We start from the raw sequence: 17,228 nt of genomic DNA, 5'->3' as shown, positions 1-17,228 counted from the left end.
ATGCGTTGTGCTGGTTAGTCCCAAGTCGCATTAAGCCATTGATTGTTCTACACGACAGTCGCTCGGCTGACTGGACGCCCATGAGCACGAGGCATACCCTTGAAGGCTTCTTCGATGCTGCATAAGGACCCAGTCATGAGCCGTATTTTTGCTGATAACGCCCACTCCATCGGCAATACGCCCCTGGTACAGATCAACCGCATCGCCCCCCGTGGCGTGACGATTCTGGCCAAGATCGAAGGGCGTAATCCAGGGTATTCAGTCAAGTGCCGGATTGGCGCAAGCATGATCTGGGACGCCGAAAGCACCGGCAAGCTCAAGCCTGGTATGACCATTATCGAGCCGACCTCGGGCAATACCGGTATCGGCCTGGCGTTCGTCGCGGCAGCTCGCGGTTACAAATTGGTGCTGACCATGCCGTCGTCCATGAGTATCGAACGACGCAAGGTTCTCAAGGCGCTGGGTGCCGAGTTGGTGCTGACTGACCCTGCCAAAGGCATGAAAGGCGCCATCGAAAAGGCTACCGAGATTTCCGCCAGCGATCCGGCGATGTACTTCATGCCACAACAATTCGATAACCCGGCCAACCCGGCTATTCATGAAAAAACCACCGGCCCGGAAATCTGGAATGACACCGACGGTGCGGTAGACGTGCTGGTGGCGGGTGTGGGCACCGGCGGGACTATTACCGGGGTGTCGCGCTACATCAAGAACACCCAGGGCAAGCCGATTCTGTCGGTGGCGGTGGAGCCGATTAGCTCACCGGTCATCACTCAGAAGCTCGCAGGGGAAGAAATAAAACCGAGTCCGCACAAGATCCAGGGCATCGGCGCCGGATTTGTGCCGAATAACCTTGATCTGTCGATGGTCGACCGGGTCGAATTGGTCAGCGATGAAGAATCCAAGACCATGGCGCTACGGTTGATGCAGGAAGAGGGGATTTTGTGCGGCATTTCCAGTGGTGCGGCCATGGCCGTCGCCGCGCGGCTGGCCGAAACCCCGGAAATGCAGGGCAAGACTATTGTGGTGATCCTGCCGGACTCGGGTGAGCGTTACCTGTCGAGCATGTTGTTCAGCGATTTGTTTACTGAACAGGAAAATCAGCAGTAACGATCTTGTGTCGATAGTTTTTTAGCGTCTGTGAGGACGCCTTCGCGGGCAAGGAGTGCTCCTATGGTGCGGCGGATCCCTGTAGGAGCGAGGCTTGCCCGCGATCGATCGCGAAGCGGTCGCAAATAGTCTGGGCACAATTGTGCTGACCCACATCAGCTCCCATTCAACCGCCTTATGTTAATAAGTGCTTTATTGCGTATCCCTTAACACTGAATGTTGAGTTATGCGGGTTTTTCCCGAGGCCGGTAGTGTTTATCATGCCCGGCTGCCATGTCGGGTAAATGACGCAGCACAGAGTTGCCTATTTTCAAGGAGTTGTTGCATGACCTTTTCCTTTGCCGCCAAGGCGTCGGTGTTGCTGCTGTTCCTGGGCAGCACGCTTTATGTGCATTTGCGCGGCAAGGCGCGTTTGCCGGTATTGCGTCAATTCGTCAACCATTCGGCATTGTTCGCGCCCTATAACGCCTTGATGTACCTGTTCTCCGGCGTGCCATCCAAACCGTACCTGGATCGCAGCAAGTTCCCGGAACTGGATGTACTCAAGGACAACTGGGAAGTCATCCGCGACGAAGCCATGCACTTGTTCGACGAGGGCTACATCCGCGCTGCCGAGAAGAACAACGACGCCGGTTTTGGGTCGTTCTTCAAGAAGGGCTGGAAGCGTTTTTACCTCAAGTGGTACGACAAGCCGCTGCCGTCGGCCAATGTGCTCTGCCCGAAAACCGTGGCATTGTTGAGCAGTATTCCCAATGTAAAAGGCGCGATGTTTGCCTTGCTGCCGGGCGGTAGCCACCTCAACCCGCACCGCGATCCGTTTGCCGGTTCGTTGCGTTATCACTTGGGGCTGTCGACACCGAACTCCGACGATTGCCGGATTTTCGTTGACGGTCAGGTCTACGCCTGGCGCGATGGCGAAGACGTGATGTTCGACGAAACCTACGTGCATTGGGTCAAGAACGAAACCGAGAAGACCCGCGTGATCCTGTTCTGTGACATCGAGCGTCCCCTGAGCAGCCGCCTCATGACCCGCATCAATCGCTGGGTCAGTGGCGTGCTGGGCCGCGCCACGGCACCACAGAACCTCGACGACGAACGCGTCGGCGGGATCAACCAGGCCTACGCCTGGACCAAGAACTCCAGCGACCGCTTCAGTGGCGTGGTCAAACAATGGAAACGCCGCAATCCCAAACTGTATCGCGTCCTGCGACCTGTGCTGGCGGTGGTGGCGCTGACGTTGCTGGGTTACTGGTTGTTTGGCTAAGTCGTTGCAAGTCGTTGCAATAGGCATCGAGCGCTGGTTATAGTCGGCGCTCGGTGCATTTCAACATCCACCTTGATTTCCCTCAAAAAGATCAGCACATGCCGGTTTCCCTCATCAATGCGGTAGTCGATTCAGCGGTCAACGCTGGCGTCGTGCCGTGCGGGGATCAACAGCCTGCGCAGATCAGTCATTACCCCCCACCTGTCAGTAGCACGCCGGTGTGCGCAGTCGTATCACCGCCAGGCGTTGGCATTTCGGGCTGATCAGCTTCGTTTGCTGTTCCCTGTGCCCGTCTGAAAAAAACTACTGAATTTCAGCGTTTGCTGAGTTGGCGTTTTTGCCTGACTACAGGTGGTATCCATGTTTGTCATTTCGAAAAAATCCGCGGCCGCGGCGGCCTCGACGAGCCTGTTCGTCCTGCTCTGGAGCAGCGGGGCGATCTTCTCTAAATGGGGCCTGGCCCACGCTTCACCGTTTGCCTTCCTGCTGATCCGCTTCGCCATTGCGCTGTTCGGGCTGGTGCTGTTAATGCCGTTGCTCAAATTGAGACTGCCCCGTGGCGGCAAACCGATGCTTTATGCGGCGGCTACCGGCGTGGTGTTGCTGGGGGCTTATCAGATTTTCTATCTGCTGGCCCTCGACTTGAAGGTCACCCCCGGGGTAATGGCCACCATCATGGGCGTTCAACCGATCCTCACCGTGGTGCTGATGGAGCGTCAGCGTTCGTGGCGCCGGCTCTTCGGTCTGGGGCTTGGGCTGGCAGGTCTGGTCATGGTGGTTTATCAGGGCATTGGCCTGGCCGGTATGTCCTTGGCCGGGATGCTCTTCGGTTTGCTGGCGCTGGCGAGCATGACGTTCGGCGCGATCATGCAGAAGCGCATTACCGATAACCCGTTGGGCACGCTGCCAGTCCAATACCTGGCCGGCCTGTTGTTGTGCGGGGTGTTTGTGCCGTTCCAGCCGTTTCACATTGAACACAGCACGGGTTTTATCGTGCCGGTGTTGTGGATGGGGCTGGTAGTCTCGGTGCTGGCGACCCTGTTGCTGTATCGCTTGATCGCCCGGGGCAATCTGGTGAATGTCACCAGTCTGTTCTATCTGGTGCCGGCGGTAACAGCGGTGATGGACTATCTGTTCTTCGGCAACAAACTGGCGGCGCTGAGCATGCTCGGCATGTTGCTGATCATCGTCGGTCTGGTGTTTGTGTTCCGTAAAACGAGCTGATTCGAGGCGGCTTGGGAGTCTTCGGCGTTATCGAAGGCTCCTGCCGACCAATTGGATTAACGATGGGTAGCAATCCAGATCAACAACCCGGCCTGGAACACCGAGAACGCCACCAGGCAAGTAATGGTGAAGCGCAACCCGATATCTTCGCGTTTGAACTTGCTGACCTTTTCTTCCTGCTGGCGCAGTTTGACTTCTTGTTCCGCCAGGTTTTGCTCGGCTTGCTGGAGCATCTGCGCGGCTTCGAGGATTTCTACGAACTGCAGCTTTTCAGTGTTCCAGTTTCCCCGCAGCTCACTGACCAGCACGTCTTTCACACTGCCCTTCAGGTGCTGGACATCGGCGTAAACCACATCGAAACCATGGATGCGCAAAAAGTGATCACGGCGCAGACGCGTGTCCTCGTTGAGGGCATCCTTGTTCGACAGATCCATGCCATCGACGCGGTAGTTCGACCATTTTTTCTGCGCCCAAGTGACCCCCTGAGCCATCAGGAAACGGCCGATCCCACGGTTCCAGGGTTCGATCTGCAAGCCGATTTCAGGGCTGAAACGCACCCGGCGGGTAGCGTGATCGACCCACACGTCCAGATAGTTCTGCTCTTTGCGAACCCGCTGGCCCGGTAACTGGATATTCATCCGCAGCAGGCTGTGGTCCTTGCCGTTGCGCTCGGCGTAGCCGAATTCGACAAAACGTAAAGGCCGTCCGCCGGTGGCGCGATCGGTTTGCAGCGGCGCCAGGCGGAGCATCTTGTGATGCTCGACCTGGACGTCCGCCCACAGCAGTTCGACCGCTTGCGGGGCGGTTTCATCGGCTGCTGTTTCGGGTGAATTCTGGGTATCAGTCATAACGGCGAAATCCTGTCCAAGTCCTGCTTGCCGATTGCAAGTGAACTGCCGGCAATGGTTTATCGGCCGTTTTTTTCAGGACTGGAGGGGCAAAGGCGCTTAACTGGCGCGAAGTCCTTCAATAAAGCTCAAGATATGCGCGCCCAACTCCGCAGCCAGCGGTAGTTGCGGGTCTTTGTAAGAGGCCATTTGGCGCTTGATATCATTGGGCACGATGCGCATGACGTGGTTCATGCCGCTGATCAGTGCCAGTTCGGCGTCCGGTTTGGCCGCCTTGAGCATTTGCGCATCGCCGACGCCGACCTGAATGTCGTTACTGCCCTGGATGATCAAGGCCGGCATCTTCAGTTTGGCGAAGGCCGCCGCCGGGTCCTGGCGAAACAGCGTGATCAGATATGGCTGTACGCTGGGGCGGAAAATCACTAGCAGTGGTGCTGGCACGTCGTCGACGACGTGCCCGGCCTTGAGACTGTCGAGCAGCTGATTGCTGCGCAGCATCAACGGTGCTGGCAGGCGATAGCTCAATTGTTGACGCAATACCTGGTCGATTGGGCGGGCGCTGCCGGAGACGGAAATCACCGCCGCGGCATCCACTTCAGGCGCTGCGAGGCTGGCGATCAGCGCCCCTTCGCTGTGTCCGAGGAGAATCAATTTACCCAGGCGTGGATCGGCCTTGAGCTTCTTGCCCCAGGCCACGGCGTCGGCCACATAGTCGTCGAGGGTCAGATTGCGTTCGTCGGGGGTGGCCGCGAGGCTGGCGGCGACACCGCGTTTGTCGTAACGCACGCTGGCGATGTTGTGTTTGGCAAGCACCCAGGCCAGGCGTTTGAGGCTGTCGTTGCGCCCGCCTTCGGGGTTGTTGCCGTCGCGATCGGTGGGGCCGGAGCCTGAGATGATCAACACCACAGGCACCGGTGCGTCGGATTTTGGCAGTAACATCGAGCCATACAATTCGCCGTTGCCGGTGTCCAGACTGAGCGGGCGTTGCAGGACGGAGGCCTGGACCAGGCCGGTAAACAGGGAAAGGCTCAAGACAAGAACTCGCAGCATCATCGCGCCATCATGGACAAGGTGCAGGTTGGACTCGCAGGCACCGATAAGGTTCGAGGATGAACTACTGAGGCAGCCTGCGTATACTGGCGCCTTTGGTTTTTTGAGCTGATTTCGCGGAGCGCCCTGCATGTCCGGCAATACCTACGGCAAGCTGTTCACTGTCACCACCGCTGGCGAAAGCCATGGTCCGGCGTTGGTCGCCATTGTCGACGGCTGCCCGCCGGGCCTTGAGCTGTCGCTGGACGACCTGCAACGCGATCTGGATCGGCGCAAGCCCGGCACCAGCCGCCACACTACCCAGCGCCAGGAAGCCGATGAAGTCGAAATCCTCTCAGGGGTTTTCGAAGGCCGCACCACCGGTTGCCCGATTGGTCTGTTGATCCGCAACACCGACCAGAAGTCCAAGGACTACTCGGCGATCAAGGATCTGTTCCGTCCAGCCCATGCTGATTACACCTATCACCATAAATACGGCGAACGCGATTATCGCGGCGGCGGTCGCAGTTCGGCGCGGGAAACCGCCATGCGCGTGGCGGCCGGCGCGATTGCGAAAAAATACCTGGCCGGCCAGGGCATCGTAATTCGCGGTTACATGAGTCAGCTGGGGCCGATCGAAATCCCGTTCAAGACCTGGGATTCGGTGGAAGAGAACGCCTTCTTCTGCCCTGATCCGGACAAAGTGCCGGAGCTTGAAGCCTACATGGACCAGCTGCGCCGTGATCAGGACTCCATCGGTGCGAAGATAACCGTGGTCGCCGAGGGCGTAATGCCGGGTCTGGGCGAGCCGATTTTCGACCGCCTCGACGCTGAACTGGCCCATGCGCTGATGAGCATCAACGCGGTCAAGGGCGTGGAAATCGGTGCCGGTTTCGCCAGCGTCGCTCAGCGCGGCACCGAGCACCGTGACGAAATGACCCCACAAGGGTTCCTCAGCAATAACGCCGGCGGCATTCTGGGCGGGATTTCCTCCGGGCAGCCGATCGTTGCGCACCTGGCCCTCAAGCCGACTTCGAGCATTACCACACCGGGCCGTTCCATTGATGTGCACGGCGATCCGGTGGATGTCATCACCAAGGGCCGTCACGACCCGTGCGTCGGCATCCGTGCCACGCCGATCGCCGAAGCGATGATGGCCATCGTGCTGATGGACCACTTGCTGCGCAATCGTGGGCAGAACGCGGACGTGCGCGTGAGCACACCGGTGCTGGGCCAGCTGTAATGGCCGGCGGCGCCCAGCCAGTCGCCACGGTCTGACGGCCGTGGCGGCGCTGCCGTACTGGCGGTTATCCAGTTTCTATCTGTTCTATTTCGCCTTGCTCGGTTCGACGGCGCCGTTTCTGGCGTTGTATTTCGATCACCTGGGCTTTTCCAGCGCGCGCATTGGCGAGCTGGTGGCAATACCGATGCTGATGCGCTGCGTGGCGCCGAATATCTGGGGCTGGCTCGGTGATTACACCGGGCGCCGACTGGCGATCGTGCGTTTTGGCGCGGTCTGCACGTTGCTGAGCTTTTCACTGATCTTCGTCAGCAAGAGCTACGCCTGGCTGGCGATGGTCATGGCCCTGCATGCGTTCTTCTGGCACGCGGTGTTGCCACAATTCGAAGTCATCACCCTGGCGCACTTGAACGACCAGACCTCGCGTTACAGCCAGATCCGCTTATGGGGGTCCATCGGCTTCATCATCACGGTGGTGGCGCTTGGACGCTTGTTCGAATGGCTGAGTCTGGACATTTATCCGGTGGCGATAGTGGTGATCATGGCCGGGATTGTCGTCAGCAGCGCCTGGGTGCCGAATGCCCAGCCAGTCCAGGGCAGTCGTCTGGCGGGCGAGGGTTTTGTAAAGCAATTGCGCAGCCCCGGCGTATTGGCGTTTTATGCCTGTGTGGGGCTGATGCAGATGAGTCATGGACCTTATTACACCTTCCTGACTCTGCACCTCGAGCGACTGGGTTACACCCGTGGCTTGATCGGCATGCTTTGGGCGTTGGGTGTTGTCGCCGAAGTGCTGATGTTTTTGGCCATGAGCAAGATTCTGGTGCGGTTCTCCGTGCGTCGCGTGCTGATGGCGAGTTTCCTGCTGGCCGCGTTGCGCTGGTTGTTGCTGGGCTCCTTCGCTGAGTTTTTATGGGTGCTGCTGTTTGCTCAAGTGCTGCACGCGGCCACCTTCGGCAGCTTTCATGCGGCTGCCATCCATTTCGTGCAACGTAGCTTCGGTGCTCGTCAGCAAGGTCAGGGCCAGGCGCTATATGCCGCGCTGGCCGGCACTGGCGGCGCACTGGGCGCGTTGTATTCCGGTTACAGCTGGAATGCCCTGGGGGCGACGTTGACCTTTAGTATTGCCAGCCTCGCAGCGCTGGCTGCAGCCGTTATCATTGCCACTCGTATGCAAGAGGACAGGCCATGAGCCTTACCCGTGAACAGCTAGCCCTGGAAATCATCGAAGCCGGGCGTTTTCTCTATGGTCGCGGCTGGTCGCCGGCCACCAGCAGCAATTACTCGACCCGGCTGTCGCCCGGCGAAGCCTTGCTGACCGTCTCCGGCAAGCACAAAGGTCAGTTGGGGCCCGATGACGTATTGGCCACCGATCTGTCCGGCAACAGCCTGGAACCGGGCAAGAAACCCTCGGCCGAAACCCTGCTGCACACCCAGCTCTACAGCTGGCGCCCGGAGATCGGCGCGGTGTTGCATACGCATTCGGTGAACGCCACCGTACTGTCGCGGCTGACCGTCGAAGACTTTATCGAGTTCGAAGACTACGAACTGCAAAAGGCATTCAGTGGCATCTCCACTCACGAGTCCAGAGTGCGGGTGCCGATCTTTGATAACGATCAGGATATTGCTCGCCTGGCCGCCAGGGTGCAGCCTTGGCTTGAGGCTCACCCCGATTGCGTGGGTTACCTGATCCGCGGCCATGGCCTGTACACCTGGGGCGCGCGGATGAGTGATGCGCTGCGGCAGATCGAAGCCTTTGAATTTTTGTTCGAGTGTGAGTTGAAGACCCGCTCGGTGCTTAACCGTTAACGCTTACTTCTTCAGAAGTAGCTCACCGCCTGATGAAACGCACCACCTGACCGGTCTGTAAAAAACCGGAAGGCGATGCTGATACCGAGGAGTTGCCAGCATGAGCAGCCTGTCCGTTTACCACGTATCCAGCCCGGAACTGCCAAACAAGGTTCTGACCCATTTCGACGATATTTCTTCGACCCTGGCCGAGAAGGGCGTGCGCTTCGACCGCTGGCAAGCCGCTACACGAATCGAGCCGGGTGCGAGCCAGGACGAAGTGATCGCCGCTTATCGGGTGCAGATCGATCAGTTGATGACCGAGCGCGGTTACATCACTGTCGACGTCATCAGCCTCAACAGCGATCACCCGCAAAAAGCCGAGCTGCGTGCCAGGTTCCTTGATGAGCACCGGCATGCCGAGGACGAGGTACGGTTTTTTGTCGCCGGGCGTGGCTTGTTCACCCTGCACATCGACGATTACGTGTACGCCGTGCTCTGCGAGAAAAATGATCTGATCTCGGTACCCGCGGGTACGCCGCATTGGTTCGACATGGGCGAGAACCCGCACTTTGTGGCGATCCGCCTGTTCAACAATCCCGAGGGGTGGGTGGCCAAATTCACTGGCGAAGACATCGCCAATCGCTTCCCACGTCTGGAGGACTGAGCGGATGTCGATCAAAGCCATTCTCACCGACATTGAAGGCACCACCAGCGCCGTGAGTTTCGTGTTTGAGGTGCTGTTTCCTTTTGCCATCCGGCACCTTCCGGAGTTTGTCCGCAAGAACGCCGAACAACCGAACGTGGCTGAGCAACTGCAGGCAGTACGTCAGGACAGCGGTGAACCGACGGCAGACGTTGAGCGGGTCATCGAGATCCTCTTGAACTGGATTGCCGAAGACCGTAAGGCGACGCCACTCAAAGCCTTGCAAGGGATGGTCTGGGAGCAGGGGTATCAAGCCGGGCTGCTCAAAGGGCACGTTTACCCGGATGCGGTCGAAGCGCTTGGACGCTGGCATCAGGACGGCTATCAACTGTTTGTTTACTCCTCCGGGTCTATCCAGGCTCAGCGGCTGATTTTCGGTTGCTCCGAAGCCGGTGATTTGTCGCCGTTGTTCAGTGGCTATTTCGACACCACGTCGGGCCCCAAGCGCGAAGCGCAGTCCTATCAGCGGATCAGCCAGGCGATTGGCTGCGAGCCCGAGCACGTTCTGTTCTTGTCCGATATCGTCCAGGAGTTGGATGCGGCGCAGCAAGCGGGCATGGCCACGTGTGGTCTGGTGCGCAATGGCGGTGAACTGGCCGGGCATCTGAACGTGAACAGTTTCGCGCAAATAGATCCGGCAGGGTTCTAAGCCGCAGCGGTTGGGGCACGATTGAACTGACCCCAAAATGAAATCAGGTCGTGAAGCCAGAAGGCTTCACGACCTGAACAGTTGAAGCGGGTGATGAATCAGGCCGAGTAATAGGTCGGCAGCGCAAAGCGTTGTTGGCTTTGCAGCATTGAAATCTTTGGCAGTTCGCCGGCCTGTTCTGCCAGGTCGCGGCGAATTGCGCTGATCACCCAGGAAAGTTGCTCACCGGCATGTAACTGCGCATAAGAAATGGATCGTTTGAGCTGTTTACCTTCGCGGTCGCACAACGTGAGCACAATACCGCCGTCAGGCCGCGCCTGGGTGGTGACGTTGAAGTCGGAGAACAAAGAAGAGAACTTTTCCTGGATAAGGTTCATGTCTATCAGCTCCGTTAGCTCTTGAATGGCAAGCGTGAAGTGATAGGAGCATTGATTGTGCCAGTATTGTCGCTATAAAAAATACTATATAAATCAGTAGATTATAATTTTACAGGCATTTCGGCCTCGTGCAATTTGCATGAGTGGCCATCGTGCATCGTGCATTCTGCGTGGTTTGCAGGGATTTTCAGATCGCAGCAACACGCTGAACCGCTGTGCGCCGATTCGCAACGAGGTCGGCTTCATGCAAAAAAATATCAGGGGCGTGCCGGGATCGGACACTTACGTGCTAGTGACCGAGCAGGTGCTGGCGGATATTCAAGGCGGCAAGTTTCGCTATTGATTCTGACTATGGCAGGCCTTGAGAAAAAAGGGGTGACAGGCGCGAGGCCGCTCGGGAAACTATCGGCTTTGCGATCAGAATGTGGAGTCCCGAATGTCAGACAAAAGCCGCCAGATGACCGAAGAAGAAGCTGCGGAGTTTGCCGAGCAGGTGTTCAACAAAGCGCGTGAAGGCGACGCGGCCATGCTCGCGGCGCTGCTGAGCAAAGGCCTGCCGGTCAATCTGCGCAATCACAAGGGCGATACCTTGCTGATGCTCGCCAGCTATCACGGGCACGTCGATGCGGTGCGGGTATTGCTCGAGCACAAGGCTGATCCGGAGATCCGCAACGACAACGGCCAAAGCCCGATTGCCGGCGCAGCGTTCAAAGGTGACCTGCCGGTGGTCAAAGTGCTGGTCGAAGGTGGCGCCGAGGTCGAGGGTTCGTCCTTTGACGGTCGCACCGCGTTGATGATGGCGGCGATGTTCAACCGTACGCAAATCGTCGACTACCTGATCAGCAAAGGCGCCGATCCAAAGGCCAGGGATGCCAATGGCGTGTCCGCGCTGGACGCCGCAAAAACCATGGGCGCAGCGGACACCACGGCGCAGTTGGAAAAGTTGCCGGGCTGAGAGTTCAAGGTTGTCTGTAGCAGCTGGCAAAGCCTGCTACACAGGTTTGCCCCCGAATGCGCTATCCTTCGCGCCCTCAAATTTCCTTCGTTACAGGATTCGCCCATGAAAACCGCCCTCGTTGAACTCATCAGCAAAATCAGCTCCGGGTGTATGGGTGATGATGAAGTGGCGCGGATCGCCGACGAAGCCGCGCAGGCCTACGCCGATGCGGACGCTTTCCTGGCGGCCAATCCGGACATCAACTACGACGACACGTTTTCGATCCCGCTGGGTGAGTGGGTCGTGGTGGGCAGCCTGCCGGAAACCGTGTTGTTTCAGGCGGACACCTACATGGACCTGTTCGCCGGGATAGTCGCTTCGTTCGGCCCGGGCGTGGCGTTCAATATCAAACCCAAACAGCTTGCCAAAGTCGAGGCGTTGACTGCGCTCAACCGCATCCAGATCCAGCTGAGCAGCATGAACCCTGAAAACGGTGGTTATGTGCTGATGAACTTCAGCCAATTGCTCGATGACGAAATTCAGGCGGTGCTGGTGTATGGCAATGACGTGCCACGGGTGCTGGAGTTGTGCGCCGAAGTCGGCATCAACGCTGCGCCGTCCCTTGAAGCACTACGAGTGGCGATTCACGTCTAACCATAATCAGACGGAATCCTTATCAAGCCCGGCTATCCTGAGTGTGCTAGCCATCACTTAGGAGCGACACCGTGGGTTCCACTTTCAATGGTCTGGTCGGCCTGATAGTCCTTGTCCTGAATATCTGGGCGATCATCAACATTCTTAAAAGCGGCGTCGATACCGGGATGAAGATCATCTGGGTGATGGTGATTTTCTTGCTGCCGGTACTGGGTCTGATCATCTGGGCCATCGCCGGGCCACGGGGCAACAATATGTAGGCGCTGGCGCAGGCTGCGATCTTTTTGCCAGCCCGGCGACTGCGCTTCGGTTCAAATCAGCCACGCACCCTCGAGTTGCAAAAGCATTTGTTTGCGTTCCAGTCCACCACCATAGCCGGTGAGGGTCCCGTTGCTGCCGATCACCCGATGGCAAGGGATGATGATCGATATTGGGTTGGCGCCATTGGCGGTGCCGACCGCACGTACGGCTTTCGGGTTGCCGATCTGCACCGCCAGCTCGGCGTAGCTCCAGGTATGGCCGTAGGGGATTCGCTGCAAGGCCTGCCACACCGTTTGCTGGAACGGCGTGCCCTGAAGTGCCAGGCGCACATCGAAACACTCACGCTTACCCTCGAAATATTCATCCAGTTGCCGACAGACGGTATCGAGTTCATTACCGGCTTCGAACCAGTACTGCGGCGGCGTCCAGTACTGGTGGTTGTCCATGTACAGCTGGCGCAGCCCCTGCTCATCCCCGGCCAGCAGCAGCGGCCCGATCGGGCTTGGGTGATAGCGGTAAAACATCTTGTTGGCTCTTGGTAAAGGTCAGGCACAAAGATAGAGCCAGAAGGTTCGACCTGTCATGTTCTGCGACGTAGAATGCGCGCCTTTCCTTGGTCAATTGCCGACACCCGTGCCGACGATTGGCCAGCATGGGCGGGTGACCGTCCGTTGCCACCAGCATTTACCGGGGGACTTACCCATGAGCACCACCCAGAACAGCGAGTACCTGGAAACCCTTTACGAAGGCTACGGCCAGCGTTTCCGCATGGAAAAACTGCTGCACGAAGTGCGCACCGAACACCAGCATCTGGTGATCTTCGAGAACCCGCGCATGGGTCGCGTGATGGCCCTGGACGGCGTGATCCAGACCACCGAAGCCGACGAGTTCATCTACCACGAGATGCTCACCCATGTACCGATCCTGGCCCATGGCACTGCCAAGCGGGTGCTGATCATCGGTGGTGGTGATGGCGGCATGCTGCGTGAAGTAGCCAAGCACCGCAGCATCGAACACATCACCATGGTCGAAATCGACGGTACCGTGGTCGACATGTGCAAAGAGTTTCTACCGGATCACTCCAAGGGCGCGTTCAATGATCCACGCCTGAATCTGGTGATCGACGACGGCATGCGTTTCGTCGCGACCACTGAAGAGAAGTTCGACGTGATCATTTCCGACTCCACCGACCCGATCGGTCCGGGCGAAGTGCTGTTCTCGGAAAACTTCTATCAGGCGTGCCACCGTTGCCTGAACGAGGGCGGCATCCTGGTGACCCAGAACGGCACGCCGTTCATGCAACTGAGCGAAGTGCAAACCACTGCCGGTCGTATGCGTAGCCTGTTCCCGGACTGGCACTTCTATCAGGCTGCGGTGCCGACCTACATCGGCGGCGCGATGACCTTCGCCTGGGGCGCGACCAACACCGCTTACCGCAAGTTGTCCCGCGAGACTCTGAGTCAGCGTTTTGCTGGCAGCGGCATCATCACTCGCTATTACAACCCTGAGATTCATATCGGCGCTTTCGCCTTGCCGCAATATGTATTACAGGCGATTAATAAACCGAGCAATGACTAAGCAACAGTGTTGATGAAAGGGCCGCAAGGCCCTTTTTTATGTGTCAAGATGTGCGTTGAACGAAATTTTCACAACCGCTCCAAGACAATCCGCACCCGCTGTTTTCCGCGCTCAGCCTTCATCAGCCTCCTGTTCCAGAGCCTTGAAACACCACGCTGGGAGCGCATGCCAGTAATAAATGGCAATGCCGCGAGTGATCGTGCACCATTTACGCACCGCGAAAACCCCGCGACCAATACGTACAAGTAATGGCTATGAGAGGGCAGGGCGCAGCTGCATTTATGAAATTTTAACTTCCAATGAGTTCTGAATCGACATGGCAATCCCGGACGCCCTGAGTCAGCAGCGAGCTTCAAGTCGCTTGCTGCAACCGACCGTCAAATCGCATCTGGCATATACGCTACTCTGCGCCCTGGTCATGATGGTGATGCTCTCTGTGCTGCGCGTGGCGTTGCTGGTTTATAACCGAGAGATGATCCTCGACACCCCGGCCTCGACCTTCCTCGAAGCCTTTGCCAACGGCCTGCGTTTTGACGTGCGTCTGGTGGTCTACATCAGTATCCCGCTGCTGCTGGCACTGTTCAGTGTCCGGATCATGGCCGCCCGTGGTTTCTTCCGTTTCTGGCTGACCATTGCCTCCAGCATTGCGCTGTTCCTCGGCCTGATGGAGATGGACTTCTACCGCGAGTTTCACCAGCGCCTTAACGGGTTGGTCTTCCAGTACGTGAAGGAAGACCCGAAAACCGTGATGAGCATGCTCTGGTACGGCTTCCCGGTGGTTCGCTATCTGCTGGCCTGGGCCGTTGGCACCTGGTTGTTGAGCCTGGCGTTCAAGGGCGCCGACCGTGCGACCCGGCCTCGTGGCCCGTTCAGCGGTGGCAGCATCGGCACGCGTCAAATCGCCCCGTGGTACGTGCGCATCGGTGTATTCGTGGTGTGTATGCTGATTTGTGTCGTGGCTGCCCGTGGCACCTTGCGTCAAGGCCCGCCACTGCGTTGGGGTGATGCCTACACCACCAACTCCAACTTTGCCAACCAGTTGGGCCTCAACGGAACGTTGACACTGATCTCCGCGGCGGAGAGCCGTTTGTCCGACGATCGCTCCAATATCTGGAGAGCCACTCTGGATCAGCCTTTGGCTCAGCAGACCGTGCGCGACATGTTGCTGGTGGCCAACGACAAGCTGGTCGACGCCGATATTGCCGCCATGCGTCGCGATACTACGCCGCCGCAGGCAAATACCCTGCCGATCAAAAACGTCGTGGTCATTCTGATGGAAAGCTTCGCCGGTCATTCGGTGGGCGCGCTGGGTCGTCCCGGCAATATCACGCCGTACTTCGATAATCTGTCGAAAGAAGGCCTTTTGTTCGACCGTTTCTTCTCAAACGGTACCCATACCCACCAGGGTATGTTTGCGACCATGGCTTGCTTCCCCAACCTGCCGGGCTTCGAGTACCTGATGCAAACCCCGGAAGGCAGCCACAAGCTGTCCGGTCTGCCTCAATTGCTCAGCACTCGTCAGTATGACGATGTGTACGTCTATAACGGCGACTTTGCCTGGGATAACCAATCAGGCTTCTTCAGCAATCAGGGCATGACCAACTTCATTGGTCGTAACGACTTCATCGACCCGGTGTTCTCCGATCCGACGTGGGGTGTTTCCGATCAGGACATGTTCAATCGTGGCCTCGAAGAACTGAAGAAACGCGATGGCAAAAAACCGTTCTACGCACTGCTGCAAACCCTGTCCAACCACACACCGTATGCGTTGCCGACACCCTTGCCCGTCGACAAGGTTACGGACAGCGGCACATTGAACGAGCACTTGACTGCCATGCGCTACGCCGACTGGGCTTTGGGCCAGTTCTTCGAAAAAGCGCGTAAAGAGCCGTATTTCAAAGAAACCTTGTTTGTCGTTGTGGGTGACCACGGGTTTGGTAACGATCAGCAGATCACCGAGATGGACCTGGGACGTTTCAACGTGCCAATGCTGATGATCGCTCCGGGCCTCCAGGAGAAGTTCGGCAAGCGCAGTGACATCGTGGGCACGCAGATTGATATCGTGCCGACCATCATGGGCCGTATCGGTGGCGAGTTCCGCCAGCAATGCTGGGGGCGTGACTTGCTCAACCTGCCGGAAGGCGACAAGGGCATCGGTGTCATCAAACCTTCGGGTAACGAACCGACGGTGGCCATCATCAACGGTGACCACATTCTGGTACAACCCAAGGATATGCCGGCCAAGGTCTGGCAGTACAAGCTTGGGGCCAACCCTGGAGGTCAGGTGATCCCGAACTCGCCGGATGAAGCCGGCCTCAAGCAGAAACTGGACGCGTTCCTGCAGACCGCTACCAAGAGCCTGCTCGATAACACCGCAGGCGTTGTCGACGGCAACCCGGACTAAGGGTTTGGCTCAATAAGGAAGAGGCCCCATGTGGGCCTCTTTTTTTGAACATGTTTTCCGGTGCCTGGCTTATTTCTTTTGTTTTACTTGCTGCATTCATTCAGCAAGACCGCGTTATCGTTCAATCGCGGGCAAGCCTCGCTCCTACGAGTACGCGTTAAAACTGTAGGAGCAAGGCTTGCCCGCGATTGGCTGCAACGCAATTTGTCGTCGTACAGCTCCGTGGTTTGCCTGGGGCATTCAGCACTCTGATGGTGCGTGGATGGAGGAAAGTCCTTCGCTACACTGCGGCTCATCTTCCCCGGAACAACAAGGCAACTTCCTATGCAAAATCGCATGATGATCACCGGCGCTGGATCCGGCCTTGGTCGCGAAATCGCTCTGCGCTGGGCCCGTGAAGGCTGGCAGTTAGCCTTGTCGGATGTCAGCGAGGCGGGTTTGCAAGAGACACTCAAACTGGTTCGTGAAGCCGGAGGCGACGGTTTTATCCAGCGTTGTGATGTGCGCGACTACAGCCAATTGACCGCGTTTGCTCAAGCCTGCGAAGTGAAGCTGGGCGGCATCGATGTCATCGTCAATAACGCAGGCGTGGCCTCGGGCGGCTTCTTTAGTGAGCTGTCCCTCGAAGACTGGGACTGGCAGATCGCGATCAACCTGATGGGGGTGGTCAAAGGCTGCAAGGCCTTCCTGCCGCTGCTGGAAAAAAGCAAAGGCAAAATCATCAACATCGCCTCCATGGCAGCCTTGATGCAAGGCCCTGCGATGAGCAACTACAACGTGGCCAAGGCCGGCGTGGTGGCCTTGTCCGAAAGCCTGTTGATTGAACTGGCGCACCAGGAAATCGCTGTGCACGTGGTTTGCCCGTCGTTCTTCCAGACCAACCTGCTGGATTCCTTCCGTGGCCCGACACCTGCCATGAAAGCCCAGGTCGGCAAACTGCTGGAAAGCTCTCCGATCAGCGCCAGCGATATCGCCGACTACATCTACCAACATGTCGCCGAGGGTGAATTCATGATTCTGCCCCATGAACAGGGGCGCATGGCCTGGGCGCTGAAGCAGAAGACCCCGCAGTTGCTGTACAACGAAATGACCGTGATGGCGGACAAAATGCGCGCCAAGGCCAAACAAACCGCCGGCTGAACTTGCTCACGGGGAGCTGCCT

19 protein-coding genes are annotated in these 17,228 nt (G+C 57.9%); 15 read left to right on the top strand and 4 right to left on the bottom strand.

Annotated elements, in window-relative coordinates:
• Positions 1 to 135: 135 nt before the first annotated feature.
• The 3 genes from cysK to AC07O1_RS21495 all read left to right on the top strand — a co-directional run bounded on the left by cysK (position 136) and on the right by AC07O1_RS21495 (position 3,598).
• Entirely contained in the window at positions 136 to 1,110 is a 975-nt protein-coding gene (gene cysK / locus AC07O1_RS21505) for a cysteine synthase A (RefSeq protein ID WP_494994593.1), read from the top strand.
• Positions 1,111 to 1,435: 325 nt separating this feature from the next.
• Positions 1,436 to 2,374: an aspartyl/asparaginyl beta-hydroxylase domain-containing protein gene (locus tag AC07O1_RS21500; RefSeq protein WP_494994594.1), complete on the top strand. Its 939-nt coding sequence runs from the start codon at positions 1,436 to 1,438 to the stop codon at positions 2,372 to 2,374.
• Positions 2,375 to 2,734: 360 nt separating this feature from the next.
• The gene (locus AC07O1_RS21495) at positions 2,735 to 3,598 is read left to right on the top strand and encodes a DMT family transporter (RefSeq protein ID WP_495090039.1); all 864 of its coding nucleotides are present in this window, start codon (positions 2,735 to 2,737) and stop codon (positions 3,596 to 3,598) included.
• Positions 3,599 to 3,654: 56 nt separating this feature from the next.
• Here the strand turns inward: AC07O1_RS21495 and AC07O1_RS21490 are convergent, their stop codons facing one another.
• Positions 3,655 to 4,446, bottom strand: coding sequence for a hypothetical protein (locus tag AC07O1_RS21490; protein WP_495090038.1), 792 nt, complete (start codon positions 4,444 to 4,446; stop codon positions 3,655 to 3,657).
• A 99-nt stretch (positions 4,447 to 4,545) separates the two neighbouring features.
• Complete coding sequence (locus AC07O1_RS21485; RefSeq protein ID WP_495090062.1) at positions 4,546 to 5,544, bottom strand: alpha/beta hydrolase; 999 nt, start codon at positions 5,542 to 5,544, stop codon at positions 4,546 to 4,548.
• Between the two features lie 82 nt (positions 5,545 to 5,626).
• On the opposite strand from AC07O1_RS21485, the gene aroC reads away from it, so the two are divergent.
• The 5 genes from aroC (at position 5,627) to mtnC (ending at position 9,855) form a co-directional block, all read left to right on the top strand.
• Entirely contained in the window at positions 5,627 to 6,718 is a 1,092-nt protein-coding gene (aroC, locus tag AC07O1_RS21480) for a chorismate synthase (RefSeq protein WP_495090037.1), read from the top strand.
• A gap of 40 nt (positions 6,719 to 6,758) precedes the next feature.
• Positions 6,759 to 7,904: an MFS transporter gene (locus AC07O1_RS21475; protein WP_495090036.1), complete on the top strand. Its 1,146-nt coding sequence runs from the start codon at positions 6,759 to 6,761 to the stop codon at positions 7,902 to 7,904.
• On the top strand, positions 7,901 to 8,521 hold the full coding sequence (locus tag AC07O1_RS21470; RefSeq protein WP_494994599.1) for a methylthioribulose 1-phosphate dehydratase: 621 nt from the start codon (positions 7,901 to 7,903) through the stop codon (positions 8,519 to 8,521). The genes AC07O1_RS21475 and AC07O1_RS21470 overlap by 4 nt, the downstream gene beginning before the upstream one ends.
• Positions 8,522 to 8,621: 100 nt before the next feature.
• Entirely contained in the window at positions 8,622 to 9,167 is a 546-nt protein-coding gene (locus AC07O1_RS21465) for a 1,2-dihydroxy-3-keto-5-methylthiopentene dioxygenase (RefSeq protein ID WP_495024385.1), read from the top strand.
• 4 nt (positions 9,168 to 9,171) lie between these two features.
• Positions 9,172 to 9,855: an acireductone synthase gene (gene mtnC / locus AC07O1_RS21460; RefSeq protein ID WP_495090035.1), complete on the top strand. Its 684-nt coding sequence runs from the start codon at positions 9,172 to 9,174 to the stop codon at positions 9,853 to 9,855.
• Between the two features lie 98 nt (positions 9,856 to 9,953).
• On the opposite strand, the gene AC07O1_RS21455 is transcribed toward mtnC, so the two are convergent.
• Positions 9,954 to 10,232, bottom strand: a complete 279-nt coding sequence (locus AC07O1_RS21455; RefSeq protein ID WP_495090034.1) for a DUF3509 domain-containing protein — start codon at positions 10,230 to 10,232, stop codon at positions 9,954 to 9,956.
• A 139-nt stretch (positions 10,233 to 10,371) separates the two neighbouring features.
• Between AC07O1_RS21455 and AC07O1_RS21450 the strand changes: the two genes are divergently transcribed.
• From AC07O1_RS21450 to AC07O1_RS21435, 4 genes are all read left to right on the top strand, one after another.
• Complete coding sequence (locus AC07O1_RS21450) at positions 10,372 to 10,575, top strand: hypothetical protein (RefSeq protein WP_495090033.1); 204 nt, start codon at positions 10,372 to 10,374, stop codon at positions 10,573 to 10,575.
• Between the two features lie 93 nt (positions 10,576 to 10,668).
• On the top strand, positions 10,669 to 11,187 hold the full coding sequence (locus tag AC07O1_RS21445) for an ankyrin repeat domain-containing protein (protein ID WP_494994604.1): 519 nt from the start codon (positions 10,669 to 10,671) through the stop codon (positions 11,185 to 11,187).
• A 105-nt stretch (positions 11,188 to 11,292) separates the two neighbouring features.
• Complete coding sequence (locus tag AC07O1_RS21440; protein WP_494994605.1) at positions 11,293 to 11,823, top strand: hypothetical protein; 531 nt, start codon at positions 11,293 to 11,295, stop codon at positions 11,821 to 11,823.
• A 71-nt stretch (positions 11,824 to 11,894) separates the two neighbouring features.
• On the top strand, positions 11,895 to 12,083 hold the full coding sequence (locus tag AC07O1_RS21435) for a PLDc N-terminal domain-containing protein (protein WP_495090032.1): 189 nt from the start codon (positions 11,895 to 11,897) through the stop codon (positions 12,081 to 12,083).
• A 51-nt stretch (positions 12,084 to 12,134) separates the two neighbouring features.
• Here AC07O1_RS21435 and AC07O1_RS21430 read toward each other — a convergent pair whose 3' ends face one another.
• Complete coding sequence (locus AC07O1_RS21430; RefSeq protein WP_495090031.1) at positions 12,135 to 12,608, bottom strand: methylated-DNA--[protein]-cysteine S-methyltransferase; 474 nt, start codon at positions 12,606 to 12,608, stop codon at positions 12,135 to 12,137.
• 178 nt (positions 12,609 to 12,786) lie between these two features.
• Between AC07O1_RS21430 and speE the strand changes: the two genes are divergently transcribed.
• From speE to AC07O1_RS21415, 3 genes are all read left to right on the top strand, one after another.
• Complete coding sequence (speE, locus tag AC07O1_RS21425; RefSeq protein WP_495090030.1) at positions 12,787 to 13,662, top strand: polyamine aminopropyltransferase; 876 nt, start codon at positions 12,787 to 12,789, stop codon at positions 13,660 to 13,662.
• Between the two features lie 316 nt (positions 13,663 to 13,978).
• Positions 13,979 to 16,066, top strand: coding sequence for an LTA synthase family protein (locus AC07O1_RS21420; protein WP_495090029.1), 2,088 nt, complete (start codon positions 13,979 to 13,981; stop codon positions 16,064 to 16,066).
• A 324-nt stretch (positions 16,067 to 16,390) separates the two neighbouring features.
• On the top strand, positions 16,391 to 17,206 hold the full coding sequence (locus AC07O1_RS21415) for an SDR family oxidoreductase (RefSeq protein WP_495090028.1): 816 nt from the start codon (positions 16,391 to 16,393) through the stop codon (positions 17,204 to 17,206).
• The last annotated feature ends 22 nt before the right edge of the window (positions 17,207 to 17,228 follow it).

The sequence above is a fragment of the Pseudomonas sp. GW821-FHT07G10 genome, from assembly GCF_059418545.1.
This window is presented reverse-complemented; position numbering and strand designations above follow the sequence as displayed.